Annotated in this window: 15 protein-coding genes; 9 read left to right on the top strand and 6 right to left on the bottom strand. The window is 75.5% G+C overall.

Translation table 11 applies throughout. The features are described 5' to 3' along the window. Positions 1-10 precede the first annotated feature (10 nt). Positions 11-952 carry an amidohydrolase family protein gene (locus ACLFMI_RS04685; RefSeq protein WP_410946480.1) on the bottom strand — a complete coding sequence of 314 codons (942 nt, stop codon included), beginning with the start codon at positions 950-952 and terminating at the stop codon, positions 11-13. A gap of 183 nt (positions 953-1,135) precedes the next feature. Between ACLFMI_RS04685 and ACLFMI_RS04680 the strand changes: the two genes are divergently transcribed. Then, positions 1,136-2,086 carry a prephenate dehydrogenase gene (locus tag ACLFMI_RS04680; protein ID WP_410946479.1) on the top strand — a complete coding sequence of 317 codons (951 nt, stop codon included), beginning with the start codon at positions 1,136-1,138 and terminating at the stop codon, positions 2,084-2,086. A gap of 7 nt (positions 2,087-2,093) precedes the next feature. On the opposite strand, the gene ACLFMI_RS04675 is transcribed toward ACLFMI_RS04680, so the two are convergent. After that, entirely contained in the window at positions 2,094-2,690 is a 597-nt protein-coding gene (locus ACLFMI_RS04675) for a putative glycolipid-binding domain-containing protein (protein ID WP_410946478.1), read from the bottom strand. Positions 2,691-2,794: 104 nt separating this feature from the next. Next, positions 2,795-3,724: a non-homologous end-joining DNA ligase gene (gene ligD / locus ACLFMI_RS04670; RefSeq protein ID WP_410946622.1), complete on the bottom strand. Its 930-nt coding sequence runs from the start codon at positions 3,722-3,724 to the stop codon at positions 2,795-2,797. A gap of 82 nt (positions 3,725-3,806) precedes the next feature. On the opposite strand from ligD, the gene ku reads away from it, so the two are divergent. After that, positions 3,807-4,967: a non-homologous end joining protein Ku gene (gene ku, locus ACLFMI_RS04665; RefSeq protein ID WP_410946477.1), complete on the top strand. Its 1,161-nt coding sequence runs from the start codon at positions 3,807-3,809 to the stop codon at positions 4,965-4,967. Positions 4,968-4,982: 15 nt separating this feature from the next. On the opposite strand, the gene ACLFMI_RS04660 is transcribed toward ku, so the two are convergent. Together ACLFMI_RS04660 and ACLFMI_RS04655 are read right to left on the bottom strand one after the other, a co-directional pair. After that, positions 4,983-5,864: an NAD(P)H-binding protein gene (locus tag ACLFMI_RS04660; RefSeq protein ID WP_410946476.1), complete on the bottom strand. Its 882-nt coding sequence runs from the start codon at positions 5,862-5,864 to the stop codon at positions 4,983-4,985. A 60-nt stretch (positions 5,865-5,924) separates the two neighbouring features. Further along, positions 5,925-7,283 carry an LCP family protein gene (locus tag ACLFMI_RS04655; RefSeq protein WP_410946475.1) on the bottom strand — a complete coding sequence of 453 codons (1,359 nt, stop codon included), beginning with the start codon at positions 7,281-7,283 and terminating at the stop codon, positions 5,925-5,927. 180 nt (positions 7,284-7,463) lie between these two features. Here ACLFMI_RS04655 and ACLFMI_RS04650 point away from each other — a divergent pair, with 180 nt between their 5' ends. The 7 genes from ACLFMI_RS04650 (at position 7,464) to ACLFMI_RS04620 (ending at position 13,231) form a co-directional block, all read left to right on the top strand. After that, the gene (locus tag ACLFMI_RS04650) at positions 7,464-8,282 is read left to right on the top strand and encodes a nucleoside phosphorylase (protein ID WP_410946474.1); all 819 of its coding nucleotides are present in this window, start codon (positions 7,464-7,466) and stop codon (positions 8,280-8,282) included. Positions 8,283-8,292: 10 nt separating this feature from the next. Continuing rightward, positions 8,293-9,366, top strand: coding sequence for an NAD-dependent epimerase/dehydratase family protein (locus ACLFMI_RS04645; RefSeq protein ID WP_410946473.1), 1,074 nt, complete (start codon positions 8,293-8,295; stop codon positions 9,364-9,366). Between the two features lie 84 nt (positions 9,367-9,450). Then, complete coding sequence (locus ACLFMI_RS04640; RefSeq protein WP_410946472.1) at positions 9,451-10,098, top strand: glycosyltransferase family 2 protein; 648 nt, start codon at positions 9,451-9,453, stop codon at positions 10,096-10,098. Further along, complete coding sequence (locus tag ACLFMI_RS04635; RefSeq protein WP_410946471.1) at positions 10,095-10,796, top strand: TIGR04282 family arsenosugar biosynthesis glycosyltransferase; 702 nt, start codon at positions 10,095-10,097, stop codon at positions 10,794-10,796. The genes ACLFMI_RS04640 and ACLFMI_RS04635 overlap by 4 nt, the downstream gene beginning before the upstream one ends. Further along, complete coding sequence (locus ACLFMI_RS04630) at positions 10,793-11,422, top strand: class I SAM-dependent DNA methyltransferase (protein WP_410946470.1); 630 nt, start codon at positions 10,793-10,795, stop codon at positions 11,420-11,422. The genes ACLFMI_RS04635 and ACLFMI_RS04630 overlap by 4 nt, the downstream gene beginning before the upstream one ends. Further along, positions 11,419-12,711 carry a molybdopterin-dependent oxidoreductase gene (locus ACLFMI_RS04625; RefSeq protein ID WP_410946469.1) on the top strand — a complete coding sequence of 431 codons (1,293 nt, stop codon included), beginning with the start codon at positions 11,419-11,421 and terminating at the stop codon, positions 12,709-12,711. Before ACLFMI_RS04630 ends, ACLFMI_RS04625 begins: the two co-directional genes overlap by 4 nt. Then, complete coding sequence (locus ACLFMI_RS04620; protein ID WP_410946468.1) at positions 12,704-13,231, top strand: hypothetical protein; 528 nt, start codon at positions 12,704-12,706, stop codon at positions 13,229-13,231. The genes ACLFMI_RS04625 and ACLFMI_RS04620 overlap by 8 nt, the downstream gene beginning before the upstream one ends. Here the strand turns inward: ACLFMI_RS04620 and ACLFMI_RS04615 are convergent. Further along, positions 13,203-14,585 (bottom strand): hypothetical protein, encoded by a 1,383-nt coding sequence (locus ACLFMI_RS04615; RefSeq protein WP_410946467.1) that lies wholly within the window; start codon positions 14,583-14,585, stop codon positions 13,203-13,205. The two genes, ACLFMI_RS04620 and ACLFMI_RS04615, sit on opposite strands and share 29 nt — an antisense overlap. Positions 14,586-14,605 lie beyond the last annotated feature (20 nt).

The following is a 14,605-nucleotide window of genomic DNA, read 5'->3' as shown; positions in this document are numbered from 1 at the left end:
GGCCCGGGGGTCAGCCGGTCTCGTCCGGCCAGTACAGGCGGGCCGGGTTGTCCACGAGCACCCGCCGGCGCTGCGCCTCGGTCGGTGCGACGTGCCCGAGGTGGTCGACCAGCAACCCGTCGTCGGGCATGTGGTCGGTCAGGTTCGGGTGCGGCCAGTCGGTCCCCCACAGCACGCGGTCGCCGAACTCGTCCACCACGCGGCGGGCGAACGGGACGACGTCGGTGTAGGCCGCTCGCTCGCCGTCGCGCGCCGCGGGGCCGGTGACGCTGAGCCGTTCCGGGCAGCTGATCTTGACCCAGGCCCGGTTGCGGTCGACGAACGAGAGGAACCGGGCGAAGTCCGGCCCGTCCACCGGGAGCCGGACGTCCGGGCGTCCCATGTGGTCGATCACCAGCGGGGCCGGCAGGCCGGCCAGGAAGTCCTCGAGATCGGGCAGGTCGGCGGCCTCGAAGTAGCCGACGACGTGCCAGCCCAGCGGCGCGATCCGGTGCGCGATCGCGGTCATCTCGTCCCGCGGTGCGCTGTCCACCAGCCGCTTCACGAAGTTGAACCGCACGCCGCGGACACCGGCCTCGTGCAGCCGGGTCAGCTCGGCGTCGGTGACGTCCGTGCGGACCGTCGCGATCCCGCGGGACCGGTTGCCGGAGGCGTGCAGGGCATCGACCAGCGCGCTGTTGTCGGCGCCGTGGCAGGTCGCCTGGACGATCACCGAGCGGTCGATCCCCAGCCGCCGGTGCAGCGCGGTGAGCTGCTCCCGGCCGGCGTCGCACGGGGTGTAGCGGCGCTCCGGGGCGAACGGGAACCGCTCGGCCGGCCCGAAGACGTGGCAGTGCGCGTCGACCGCGCCGGCCGGCAGGGCCAGGCGCGGGACCGACGGCTCGGGATGCGGCGCCAGCCATCCGGGCGTGACGGTGCTGGTCTCCGCGCTGCGAGCGGTCGCCGGTCGCATGGTCCTCCTCCTGGTCGGCCGCCGCCGATCCCTGATCCGCGGCGCTGCGGCGCGGACGCTACGACCGCGGACAGCAACCACACAAGATATACGCCGAAATTGTTAACAATTATGGCTCGCAGCTGCCGGCGCTCACCGGAGGTGCGCCGAGCACGGGCACGCGCGGGCTCTACCCTTCGGCCCATGCGAGCGGTGTGCGTGCTGGGGACCGGACTGATCGGCGGATCGCTCCTGCGGGCCGCGGCCCGTGCCGGGCGGGAGGTCTGGGGCACGGCGGCCTCGGACGCGACCGCGGCGGCCGCCGTCGCCGACGGGTTCGACGTCACCACCGACACCGACGCCGCGCTGACCCGGGCCGCCGAGGCGGACGCGCTGGTCGTCGTCGCCGTCCCGTTGACGGCGCTGGAGCCGGTGCTGCGCCGGATCGACGCCGTCGCCCCCACCTGCCGGCTCACCGACGCGGTCAGCGTGAAGGGGGCGGTCGCCGACGCGGTCGCCGAGCACGCCCCGCGGACCCGCTACGTCGGCGGGCACCCGATGGCCGGGACCGCGGAGTCCGGCTGGGCGGCGGGGACGCCGGACCTGTTCGACGGTGCGGCCTGGGTGGTCGCCGCCGACGACGGCCTGGACCTCGACGTGTGGCGCGACGTCGCCGGGCTCGCCTGGGGCTGCGGCTCCCGGGTGGTGCCGGCGGCGGCCGACGAGCACGACATCGCGGTCGCCCGGATCTCGCACCTGCCGCACCTGTTCGCTGCGGTGCTCGCCGCCGTCGGCGCCGGTGAGCAGGGCGACGACCTGGCGCTGGCGCTCTCGGCCGGGTCTTTCGCCGACGGCACCCGCGTCGCCGGCACCCGCCCCGAGCTGACCCTGGCGATGTGCGAGGGCAACCGGTCCGCGCTGCTGGCCGCCGTCGACGACGCGCTGGGCCGGCTCGGCGCGATGCGCGGCGCGCTGGCCTCGACCGGCGGGCTGGCCGCCACCGTCCGGAGCGGGCACGAGGCCCGGATGCGCTGGGCCTCGACCCGGGAGCCGCTGGAGCTGCCGGTCACCCTGGACGGCGATCCGGACACGGTGCTCGCCGAGCTGCGCGAGCTCGGGCGGCGCGGCGACGTCGTCGAGCCCCCGAAGGACTGACCGGCGCTCAGCCCGTCGCCAGGTCGACCCGGGTGGCGACGCCCGGCTGGTCGACCGGGAAGCCGTCGGCGTCGGCGGTGAACTCGGCCGTCGACGCACCGGCCGCGACGCCGATCACGGCGGGCTCCGCGCCGGCGCCCGGCCGCACCGTGCGGTAGGTCCGCTCGGTGGCGGCCACCCGCAGCGTCGGCAGGTCCACCGTCACCATCGGGAGCACGTGCTCGGCCGGCTCGCGGTGCAGCCCGAGCCGGCGCACCGGCAGCGCGGTGAACAGCGGGCTGTAGGCCAGGTCGAGGTCGCGGGCGCCGGCGAACCCGCCGCGGGTGCCGCCGGAACCGTCGTCGAGCAGCCAGCCGCCGCCGGCATCGCGGCTGATCGTGAGCTGCTGCTCGCCGTCGGCCGTCGCCACGTCGACCGCCAGCCGGGACAGTGCCCCGTCACCGGCCACGACGACCCGGTAGGACGCGGTCAGCACGCCAGCCGGGGTGCTGCGGATCATCCGGCCGACCGCGCGGAAGCCGCCGCCGGACCAGGTGATCCGGGCGGACTCCAGCCCGTCACCACCGGCGGGATCGCCGGACCGCCAGCTGAGCATCACGGCCATGCGCACACCGTCCCCAGGTCGAGGCCGCACGACCCGGCCGGCCGCGGGCCGTGTCGTCCCACTCACCGCGACGCCGTCGGCGCAGCCGGGAACCGATCGTGTCATCAGCCGGGTTCGCGCTGCACCTCGGCCGGATCGACGTCGTCGCGGACCCCGCGGAAGACCGGCTGGCGAAGCCGCCCGGCGGCGGTCCGGCCCAGGTGCGCGACCTCCACGACGACGGTCGGCTCGCACCAGCGAGCCCCGCTCGCGTCCACCCGGGGCAGCGGCTCCGCGAACGGTGACGCCGGGGCCTCCAGCGGCCCGAGCCGTCCGGTGAGGACCTGCTGGACCGCCGACCCGGCCAGCCCGGACCCGACCCGCCCGGCGAACTCCAGGCCGTCCGTGCCGGGGATGCCGAGCAGCAGTGCGCCGATCCGGCCGCCGGCTCCCTTCTCCGGCCGCCACCCGCCGACCAGGCAGCTCTGCGAGTGCCGGTGGGCGACCTTGACCCAGTCCGGGCTGCGCCGGCCCGGCCGGTACGGCGAGGCCCCCCGCTTCGCGACGACACCCTCCAGCCCGCGCTGCGCGGTCACCTCGAGCAGCGCGGCGCCGTCCGGGTAGAGCGGGGACGGCTCGACGTGCGCGACGCCGGCGAGGTCCAGCCGTTCCAGGGTGGCCCGGCGCTCGGTCAGCGGCCGGTCCAGCAGCTCCACGCCGTAGAGCCGGAGCACGTCGAACACCATGAAGGTGACCGGGCGGCGCTCGGCCACCGCGGAGCCGACCACCCCCTGCATGCGGTGTGCCAGCGCCGCGAAGCTGGGGACGCCGCCGTCGAGCAGCACCACCTCGCCGTCCAGGACGACGTCCGGGGCCAGCTCGGTCAGCCCGGCCAGTTCCGGGAAGTTGGCCGTGACGTCGCGGCCGGAACGGGTACGCAACCGGAGTGCCGGCTCGGCGCCCTCGGTGACCGACGCCAGCACGCGCATGCCGTCCCACTTGACCTCGAACGACCAGCCGTCGCCGGTCGGCAGCGGTCCGGGGGTGGCGAGCATGGGCAACACACCGTCATGCTGTCACCGAACGGTCGGCGCGCCAGGCGAGAGCGCGGTCGGGCCGCGACGAGGGGGACGTCTCATGCGGGCCATCTGGAGCGGGGCCGTGTCGTTCGGCCTGGTCAGTGTGCCGATCAAGGTCTACTCCGCGACGTCCAACCACGACGTGCGGTTCCACCAGGTGCACGGCGCCGACGGCGGCCGGATCCGCTACAAGCGGACCTGCGAGGTGTGCGGCGAGGAGGTCCAGTACGCCGACATCGTCAAGGGCTACGACACCCCGGACGGCGAGCTGATCACGCTGGACGAGAACGACCTGGCCTCGCTGCCGGTCTCCACCAGCCACGAGATCGACGTCGTCGAGTTCGTGCCGGCCGACCAGATCGACCCGCTGCTGTTCGACAAGAGCTACTACCTGGAACCGGAGACCAAGGCCGCCAAGCCCTACGCGCTGCTGCGCGAGGCGCTGGCCGAGACCGACCGGATGGCCGTGGTCAAGGTGGCGCTGCGCCAGCGGGAGACCCTGGCGCTGCTGCGGGTACGCGGCAGGGCGATCGTCCTGCAGACGATGATCTGGCCGGACGAGGTCCGCGAGCCGGAGTTCGACGTGCTCGACAACGACGTCGACCTCAAGCCGCAGGAGCTGAAGATGGCGTCCTCGCTGGTGGAGAGCATGGGCGCGGACTTCGACCCGGCCGAGTTCACCGACGACTACCGCGAGGCCATGGTCGAGCTGATCGAGACCAAGCAGACCGACGGCGGTGCCCGCCCGGCTCCCGCGGCCCAGAAGGACGAGGGCACCGACTCGATGGGTGACCTGCTCTCCGCGCTGCAGGCCAGCGTGGACGCGGCGCGCGGGTCCGGACAGGAGTCCGGCGGGTCCTCCGGGTCCGCGCGGTCGAAGTCCTCGGGTACGGGTTCGCCCGGTGCAGGGTCGTCCGGTGCGAAGTCCCGGAAGTCGTCGGCGTCGTCGAAGTCCGCCCGGTCCTCCACGTCCGCCGAGTCCTCCAAGTCCGCCGAGTCCTCCGAGTCTGCCGAGTCCTCCAAGTCCGCCGAGTCCTCGGAGTCGTCGGGATCGGGGTCGGGTTCGCGCTCGTCGCGAAAGCCGGCGTCCTCGTCCGGCGGGGCGACCCGGTCCCGTTCCCGGAAGGGCACCGAGGGGAAGGAGACCGCGGCGGCCGGCACCGAGGGCGGCGACACCAAGTCCGGCACCCGGCGGCGCTCGACGAGGAAGACGGCCTGATCGCCCCGGCGGTGGTCAGCTCGCGCGGCCCGGCGCCGGCCACCAGTCCGCCTCCACCACCCGAGCCGCGGGCGCGCCGGTCAACCGCGGCACGACGTCGGTGACCGCGGACAGCCCGCCGCCGGCGATGGCCAGGTACCAGGAGATCCAAGCCTCGATCTGCTCCCCGGGAAGCCCCATCCGCCACCGCCGGACGAATGCCTCCTCGAGGGTCTCGGGCACGTAGCGGTACGGCCGGCCGGTCGACTCCGCGATCTGCGCGACCGCCTCTTCCAGGGTCAGCGCCTCGGGCCCGGTGACCTCGAGGACCGCCCCGTCGTGCTCGGAGGCCGGTCCCTCGTCGAGCAGGACCGCCGTCAGCACCGCCGCGATGTCCTCGTGGGTGACGAACGCGGCCCGTCCGGTCCCGCCGGGACCGCGCACCGTCAGCGCGTCGTCGGCCAGGGCGGCCGGCGTGGACGCGTAGATGCCCGCCCGCACCACGGTGTGCCGCACCCCCGCTCCGGCGAGGAACTGCTCGGTCAGCCAGTGGTCGCGAGCATTGCGGTAGGTGGCGTCGGGGGCCGCGCCGAGCAGGGACACGTACACGACCCGGTCCACGCCCACCGCCGTCGCCGCCTCGACCGCGGTGGCGTGTTCCTCGAGTCGCCGCCCCGTGGGCCGGCCCGACACCAGGACGAGGGTCGAGGCGCCCTCCACCGCGGCGCGCATCGCCTGCGCGTCGTCGTAGGCGGCGGGCCCGCGCCGCTGGGCGGCGGGCAGCTCGGGCAGGCGATCGGGGTCGCGCGCGACGAGGAGCTGGGGCACGCCCTGCTCGGCGAGCCGGCGCGCGACCCGGCTGCCCAGGGCCCCGGTGGCGCCGGTGACCGCCACCGTGGCGTACGCCTGCTCGGCCATCAGATCCTCCGCCGTCGGGGGGTGCCCGTCATCGAGCAAGATCGTAATGCGTTCGCCGGTTCAGGGCCCGAAGCTCGACTCCGGTGGCGCCTCGTCCTCCTTCAGCGCACCGAACAGCGCCTGCGAGCGGGTCTTGTCCCAGCGCAGCGTCGACCCGCTGCCACCGCCACCGACCGGCACCGTGGTCGTGACCCCGTCGCCGCTCGAGACGCCCTTCATCCCCCAGGCCAGGAACGCCAGGTTCCAGATGTGGTCGGAGTCGTCGACGGTGATCGTGTCGGTGACCGCGGAGGCCAGCGGGACCATCCGGAACGGGTTGATCAGCGTCAGCGGGCTGGTGGCCTTGCCCAGCAGCGCGGACAGGAACTCGCGCTGGCGCTGCACCCGGTCGAAGTCCGACCCGGCGGTGGCGCGGGTGCGGACGTAGCCGAGTGCGGTGCCGCCGTCGAGCTCCTGGCAGCCCTCCTGGATGTTCAGGCCCGCCTTCGGGTCCTCGATCGCCTGCGGCACGCACATGTCCACCCCGCCGACCGCGTCCACGGCGCCGACGAACCCGCCGAAGCCGACCTCGACGTAGTGGTCGATCTTCAGGTCGGTGGCGCTCTCGACGGTCTCGGTGAGCAGCTGCGGCCCGCCCAGCGAGAACGCGGCATTGATCTTGTTGGTGCCGTTGCCCGGGATCGGGACGGTGGAGTCGCGCGGGATCGAGATCAGCACGCTGCCGGAGCTGCCGGTGTGCAGCAGCATGATCGTGTCGGTGCGCCCGCCGGCGGCGTCCCCGGTGGCCAGGCGATCCTCGTCCTCGGCGGACATGCCCTCCCGGCTGTCGGAGCCGACGATCAGGTAGTTCGTGCCGTCCGAGGTGACCTCGCTGTCGGCCGGCAGCGCCTCCACCCGGGTCATGTTCTGGTCCAGGTAGACACCGAACCCGACGATCGCGACCAGCAGCACCACCAGCACGGCCTTCCAGCGGCCGCGCATCGAGCCGCGCACCCGGCTCCAGTCCGGCAGCGTCGGGCCCTTGGTGACCCGGCCGTCCCGCGGGGCCTGCGACGCCGGGTGCGCCGGTCCGCCGGGTGCACCGCCCCCTCCCCCGCGGCCGGACGACGCCGGCCGCGGCATCACCGAGCCGCCCGGTGGGACCGCGTTGCGCGGCGGCGGGTTGCCGCCCGCGCGACCGGGCGGGGGCCTGCGCAGCGGGCCACCACGGCCCGGCGGCGGGGACGCCGGGCGCTGCTGCGGCGGGGACGGTGGGGGCTGCTGCGGCGGGGGCGGCGGTGGCATCGGGCGCCCGCCCTGCCCGGGCGGTGGCCCCGGGCGCCCGGGGGGCTGGTTGCCCCAGCCAGGGCTGCCGCGGCCCGGGCCGCGGCGCTGCGGTGGCCCGCCACGCGGCGGCGGGCCACGGAAGTCTCCGGCCATGCTGGTCCACCGTCCCGGTCGGCCCCTCCGGCAGGGGGCGCTCGCCGGTCCAGGGTACTGCCGCCGGTCCCGGCCCCGGCGCCTCCCGGGTGATCATCGATCGGGGGGCGCACCGTTCGCCACGCGGTCGATGCGCTCCACGGCCGGCGACCACTCGGGTGTGCGGCAGGATCGGCGCCGATGGACACCGCCGATCCCCCCGCCGTGCCGCTGCTCGAGGACGACCTCGCCGGCGACGGCGTCATCCGGGCCGGGGCCGTCGTGCGGCGGCCGGCGGACATGCCCGACGCCGCGGTGCTCTGCTGGTTCCCGGAGGTCGTCGACGCCCTCGGTGCCGGGGACGCGCGGGCGGTCGCGGTGCTGCGGACCGAGCTCGGCCGGACCCCGATCTGGCGGACCCACGGGCCGGACGGGCACCCGGTCGCGGTCCTGCACCCCGGCGTCGGGGCGCCGCTCGCGGCGATGTTCCTGGAGAACCTGGCCGCGATGGGCGTGCGGACGGTCGTCGGGGTCGGCGGGGCCGGCGCGCTGATCCACGAGCTGACCCTCGGGCACGCGGTCGTGCTCGGCGACGCGCTGCGCGACGAGGGCACCTCGCTGCACTACCTGCCGCCCACCCGGACCGTGGACGCCGACCCGGACGGCGTCGCGGTGCTCACGGGTGTCCTGGACCGGGCCGGGCTCCCGAACGTCGTGGCGCGCAGCTGGACCACCGACGCGATCTACCGGGAGACGCCGGACCGGGTGGCGCGGCGGCGCGCCGAGGGGTGCGCGGTCGTCGACATGGAGGCGGCGGCACTGCTCGCGGTCGGCCGGCGGATCGGCGTCCGCTACGCCCAGCTGTTCCTGGCCGCGGACTCGCTCGCCGCGCCGGAGTGGGACCACCGCGGCTGGACGACGGCGCGCGAGGCCCGGGCCGGCCTGTTCGGGCTGGCGCTGGCCGCCGCCGAGCGGTGGGCCACCGACGCCCGGAGCGCGCCGGAGCCCGGTCACCCATAGCCTGCGGGTCATGCGCGTTCTCGTCACCGGCGGCGCCGGCTTCATCGGGTCCCACGTGGCCGACCGGTTCGCCGCCGACGGTCACGACGTCCTGCTGCTCGACGCCCTGCTCCCGCAGGCGCACGGCCCGGACGCCACGCCCGACAGCCTGCCCGACCCAGGACACGAGCTGGTGCACGGCGACGTCCGGGACGCCGGCCTGCTCCGGACGCTGCTGTCCGGGGTGGACGCCGTCTGTCACCAGGCGGCGATGGTCGGGCACGGCGTCGATCCCTCCGACGCCCCGGAGTTCGCCGCGCACAACGACCTCGGCACCGCGGTGCTGCTGTCCGAGATGCACGCCGCGAAGGTGCACCGGCTGGTGCTGGCCGGCTCGATGGTCGTCTACGGCGAGGGCAGATACGACTGCCCGGACCACGGCGTCGTCCGGCCCGGGCCGCGGGCGTTCGTCGACGTCGACGCCGGCCGCTACGAGCCGCGCTGCCCGGACTGCGGCAAGGATCTGGTGTCCGGGCTGGTGCCGGAGTCCGCCCCGGTGGACCCGCGCAGCACCTACGCCGCGACCAAGCTGGCCCAGGAGCACCTGGCGAGCGCCTGGGCCCGGCAGACCGGCGGCACCGTCTGGTCGCTGCGCTACCACAACGTCTACGGCCCGCGGATGCCGCGCGACACCCCGTACGCCGGGGTCGCGTCGATCTTCCGATCGGCGCTGGAAGGCGGCACGGCGCCACGGGTGATGGAGGACGGGCAGCAGCGCCGGGACTTCGTGCACGTCAGCGACGTGGCCGCGGCGAACGCGGCCGCGCTCGTCGCGGAGCCGGAGCCGACCGGGTTCGGTGCCGCGAACGTCTGCTCCGGGGAGCCGCACACGATCTGGGACCTGGCCGCGGAGCTCGCCAGGGCGATGGACGGTCCGGCCCCGCAGGTGGTCGGCGGGGCGCGCCCCGGCGACGTCCGGCACGTCGTCGCGGACCCGGCGTACGCGGCCTCCCGCCTCGGGTTCCGGGCCGCGACCCGGTTCGCCGACGGCGTCACCGCGTTCGCCACGGACCCGCTGCGGTCACCCGCCGGGGTGAATCCCTAGGCCCGGCCCGAACCGATCGGGCCGGTGGGGCGAACATCCTTCCGACCAGTGGTGGAAGCCGAGCGGAAGGATCGAGAGCGCGACGTGCATCCGGAGATCGTGTTGCCCTGCCTCGATGAGGCGGAGGCGCTCCCCCTGGTCCTGAAACGGATGCCGGAGGGCTGGCCGGTGATCGTCGTCGACAACGGGTCGACGGACGACACCGCCGACGTCGCGCGCATCCACGGCGCCCGGGTGGTGTCCGAGCCCCGGCGCGGGTACGGCGCCGCCGTACACGCCGGGCTGGTGGCAGCGACCGGTGAGCTCGTCGCCTTCCTCGACGGCGACGGGTCGCTGGACCCGGACGTGCTGCCCGGGATGGCCGAGGTCGTGGCGTCCGGCCGGGCGGACATCGCGGTCGGCCGGCGGGTGCCGGAGACCGCGGGCGTCTGGCCCTGGCACGCCCGCGCGGCGAACGCGGTGGTCTCCGGGATGCTGCGCGGCCGCGGCGTCGGGGTGCACGACATCGCCCCGATCCGGGTCGCCCGCCGGCAGGCGCTGCTCGACCTGGAGATCGCCGACCGGGCGTTCGGCTACCCGCTGGAGCTCCTGCTGCGGGCCGGGCGGGCCGGGTGGCGGATCCACGAGATCCCGGTCATCTACTCCCGCCGGGCCGGTGGCCGGAGCAAGGTCTCCGGGTCGGTGAAGGGCACCGTCCGGGCCGCCCGCGACATGATCCGGCTGCTGCGATGACGGCCCCGGTGACCACGGTCGTGCTGGCCAAGGCCCCGGTACCGGGCCGGGTCAAGACCCGGCTCTGCCCGCCCGCGACCGCCGAGCAGGCCGCGACGCTGGCCGCGGCGGCGCTGCTGGACACCCTGGACGCCGCGGCCGGGGTGCCGGGCGACACGGTCGTCGCGATCACCGGGTCGCGTGTGGACGCCGTCGGCGCGGACGAGCTGACCGACCGGTTGGACCGGGTCGGCGTCGTCGAGCAGCGCGGGGACGGGCTGGCCGAGCGGATCGGCGCGGCGCACGCGGATGCCGCCGCGCTGCACCCGGGCCGCCCGACCCTGCAGGTCGGCATGGACACCCCGCAGGTCTCCGCCGGGCTGCTCGCCCGCTGCGCCGCCCGGCTGGCCGCCCCCGGGGTGGACGCCGTGCTCGGCCCCGCCACCGACGGCGGCTGGTGGGTGCTCGGACTGAACGACCCGGCGGCCGCGACCCTCCTCACCGGAGTCCGGATGTCCGCCGACGACACCGGCGAGCGGACCGTGGCCGCGTTGCGCGACGCCGGGCTGACCGTCGCACTGGTCGAGACCCTGACCGATGTGGACACCGCGGAGGACGCCGTCGAGGTGGCCGTACGGATGGACGGCGGGCGTTTCCCCGCCGTCGTCGCCGGGATGCCGGACGTGCTCGGGATCCGCTGTCCGGTGGTGGGCCCGTGACCGCCCTGCTCGGCTTCGACCGCCCGCTGGCCGGGATACCGTCCCGGCTGCGGTGCAGCGACGGCACCGAGGTCCCGCTCGACGTCGGGCGCTGGACCGAGCCCGCCGCCGGCTGCGACGACTGGCTGCTGCGGCACTGCACCGGCCCGACCCTGGACCTGGGCTGCGGCCCCGGCCGGCTGCTCGTCGCGCTGGCCGAGCGCGGTGTGCCGGCGCTGGGCGTCGACGGGTCGGCCGTCTCCGCCCGGCACTGCCGGCGCCGCGGGGTGTCGATGGTGCGCGCCGACCTGTTCGGCCCGCTGCCCGGCGAGTCCGGCTGGACGCACGTGCTGCTCGCGGACGGCAACCTCGGCATCGGCGGCGACCCCGCCGCGCTGCTCAACCGTGCCGCCCGGCTGCTCGTCCCGGGCGGGACGGTGCTGGTGGAGGTGGACCCGCGGCCACGCTACGACTGGCGCGGCACGGCCGTCGTGTGCACCGGTGACGGGATCGACGAGCACGGCGAGCCGCTGCCGTGGGCGGTGTCCGGGTCCCGGGCCGCCATCCGGGCGGCGGCCCGGGCCGGGCTGCGCGTCACCGACGTGCACCCCGGCAGCCGGGTGTTCCTGGAGCTGACCGGGCCATGAGCCGGCGGGTCGTGCCGCGCAGGAACCCGGTGCACACGACGGCCCTGCGCTGGCGAAGCCCCATCCGGGGGCCGTGGCTGACCTCGATGTTCGCGCTCCCGCTGCTGGTCGGGATGCCGATCGTGATCGTCACCGGGTTACTGGACTGGGTGGCCTACGGCGAGGGGCAGTCGATCCCGGCCCGCGAGGACGTCGGCGGGCTGCACCTGCCGCTGTTCCCGTGGCCGACCGACCCGGCCTGGCTGTTCCGGCTGACCGAGGGTCTGCACGTCGGCCTCGGGATGGTGCTGGTGCCGCTGGTGCTGGCCAAGCTGTGGTCGGTGATCCCGAAGCTCTTCACCGGCCCCTCCCCGGACCCGGTACGGCTGCTGGAGCGGCTCTCGCTGGTCCTGCTGGTCGGATCGGTGCTGTTCGAGATCGTCACCGGGCTGCTGAACATCCAGTACGACTACGTCTTCGGCTTCTCCTTCTACACCGCCCACTACACCGGTGCGTGGGTGTTCATCGCCGCGTTCGTGCTGCACGTGCTGCTCAAGCTGCCGACGATGGTCCGCTCGCTGCGATCCCGGTCGTTGCGCGCCGAGCTGCGGACCCCGCTCGCGGACACCCGGTCCGAGCCGCCCGACGACGGCGGCCTGGTCGCGCCAGACCCGGACCCGCCGACGATGTCGCGGCGCGGCGCGCTCGCGCTGGCCGGCGGCGGGATGCTGTTCGTCGGTGCGCTCGTCGTCGGGCAGTTCTCGGACCGGCTGCGGCCGACCGCGCTGCTGCTGCCGCGCGGCCGCACCACCGACCCGGCCCCGGCGGAGCGGGGCGGGCCGAACGACTTTCCGGTCAACCGGACGTTCGCGGCGTCCGGGATCGCGCCGGACGTCGTCGGGGACGGCTGGTCGCTGGAGCTGACCGGCGGCGGCACACCCGTCCGGCTGGAGCGAGCCGCGCTGGCCGCGCTGCCGCAACACACCGCGACGCTGCCGATCGCCTGCGTGGAGGGCTGGTCGACGTCCCAGACCTGGACCGGGGTGCGGCTGCGCGACCTCGCGCGGGCCGCGGGGCTGGACCCCGCCGCCGTCGGGTCCGCCACCGTGCGGTCGTTCGAGGTGGGTCCGTTCGCACAGGCCACGCTGCACGCCGGGCAGGTACTGGCGGACGACGCGCTGCTCGCGCTGCGGGTGAACGGCGCCGAGCTGTCCCGCGACCACGGGTTCCCGGCCCGTGTGATCGTCCCGGCGCTGCCCGGGGTGCACAACACCAAGTGGGTGGCGACGATCGGGTTCTCCCGTGGTTAGCGGGACCCAGGTCGCCGGGTGGCTGGTGCGGCTGGCCCTGGTCGCCGGCTGCTTCGCCCTGGCCTGGTACGCGGTGACCACGATCGTCGGCACCGACCCGTCGCTGCCCTGGATGGCGGTGTGGTTCCTCGGCGCGTTGCTGCTGCACGACCTGGTGCTCTTCCCGCTCTACGCCGGTGGCGACCGGCTGCTCACGCTGGCGCTGCGGGCGCTGCCCACGACCCGGGTGCCGCTGGTGAACCACCTGCGCATCCCGGTGCTCGGCTCCGGGCTCGCGCTGCTGATGTTCCTGCCCGGGATCATCCGGCAGGGCGGGGCGACGACGCTGGCCGCGTCCGGACTCGACCAGGAGCCCTACCGGGAGCGCTGGGTGTGGCTGACCGTCGCCCTGTTCGGGGTGTCCGCACTGGTGTGGCTGGTCCGGACGATCGCCGCGCGGCGCTCCCGCCCGCGGGACCCCGCGGGCCGGCACCGGCGGGGCCCGGACCGGGTCACCAGGGCATCGAGAGGAGATGGTTGACGCCCAGCGCCAGCACCGCCTGCGCCGCCAGCCAGACCCGCACCTGTGACCGGGGCAGCAGCGCCGTCGCCTGCACCACCCAGATCGCGAACGGCAGCCAGATCCGCTCGACCTCGCCCTTGCTCATCCCGGACAGGTTCGCCACCAGCATCGCCGCGACCCCGGCGGCGACCAGCAACGCCAGTGGTGCGGCCGCCGACCGTGGCCGGGTCCCGAGCCGCCGCAGGCCGGCCAGCACCGCCGGGCCGAGGACGTAGCCCACGGCGGCGAGGTTGGCGAACACGAAGTACCAGTACGGCCGCTCCGAGGCGATGGAGGCCGCGTAGATCAGGCGGAGCTTCTCGTAGCCCTCGTACCACCAGAACCCGGCCAGGGTGAACGCCGCGACGACGCCGCCGCCGCCGCCGAGCAGCGCGGGTACGACGACCGCGGTTCGGCGGGTCAGCACGAGCACCACCAGCGGCAGCAGCCCGGCCAGCACCAGGCCGTAGTTCAGGTACAGCGAGAGCACCAGCACCAGCCCGGCCGCGACGCCGAGCAGCCAGGCACGCGCGCTCGTCGTCGCGGTAGCGGCGAGCGCGAGCAGCGCGACACCCCAGGCCAGGACGGCCGCGAACAGCCCGTCCGCGGCGACGCCCATCCAGACCGCGCCGGGGAACAGCACCGCGAACGGGAGCGCCGCCCGCGCCCAGCGCTCGGCGCCGAGCGCCCACAGCGTGACCGCGGTGGCGACCGCCGCCGAGGCACCGACGGCGATCACCACCATCCCGGCCCAGCCGCCCCCGGACAGCCCGATCCGGTCCAGCCCGATGAAGACCGCGAACGCGCCGGGCGGGTGCGCGGCCACGTGGGTCGCCCACCACCACTGCTGTCCGGGTTGCTGGCCGGCGGTCAGGATGTGCTCGGAGAAGATCGACAGCATCTGCCCGATGCCGTCCACCCTGCCGACGTCGTGGAGGTACTCCTGGTCGGTGGCCAGCCGGTCCGCGATGCCGCGCTGCCAGCCGTCGACCAGGGCCAGCGAGGTGATCCACGCGAAGGACGCCGCCCAGGTCAGCGGGAACAGCACCCGGCGGCGCAACCGGGTCGCCAGCGGCGGGCCGAATACCACGACCAGCGCCGCGACCACGATCGCCGGGACGGTGCCCGGACCGGTGTGCGGCTCGAAGCCGGCCAGCAGCGGGGGGAAGAAGACGAACAGGTCGTAGCCCCGCTCGTCGATCAGCCAGCGGCCCCAGCGCCACATCGCGACCGCGAACACCACCGCCGCCGCGACGACGAGCACGTCCGGCACCGCGGGCCGCCACCGGTCGCGGGGTGCCGACCGGGGCGCGGTCTCGACGGCGGTGCGCACCCGGTCACGCTATCGATCGC

Origin of the sequence: Pseudonocardia nantongensis (assembly GCF_046546495.1) — a bacterium.
Classification (GTDB): Bacteria; Actinomycetota; Actinomycetes; order Mycobacteriales; family Pseudonocardiaceae; genus Pseudonocardia; species Pseudonocardia nantongensis.
This window is presented reverse-complemented; position numbering and strand designations above follow the sequence as displayed.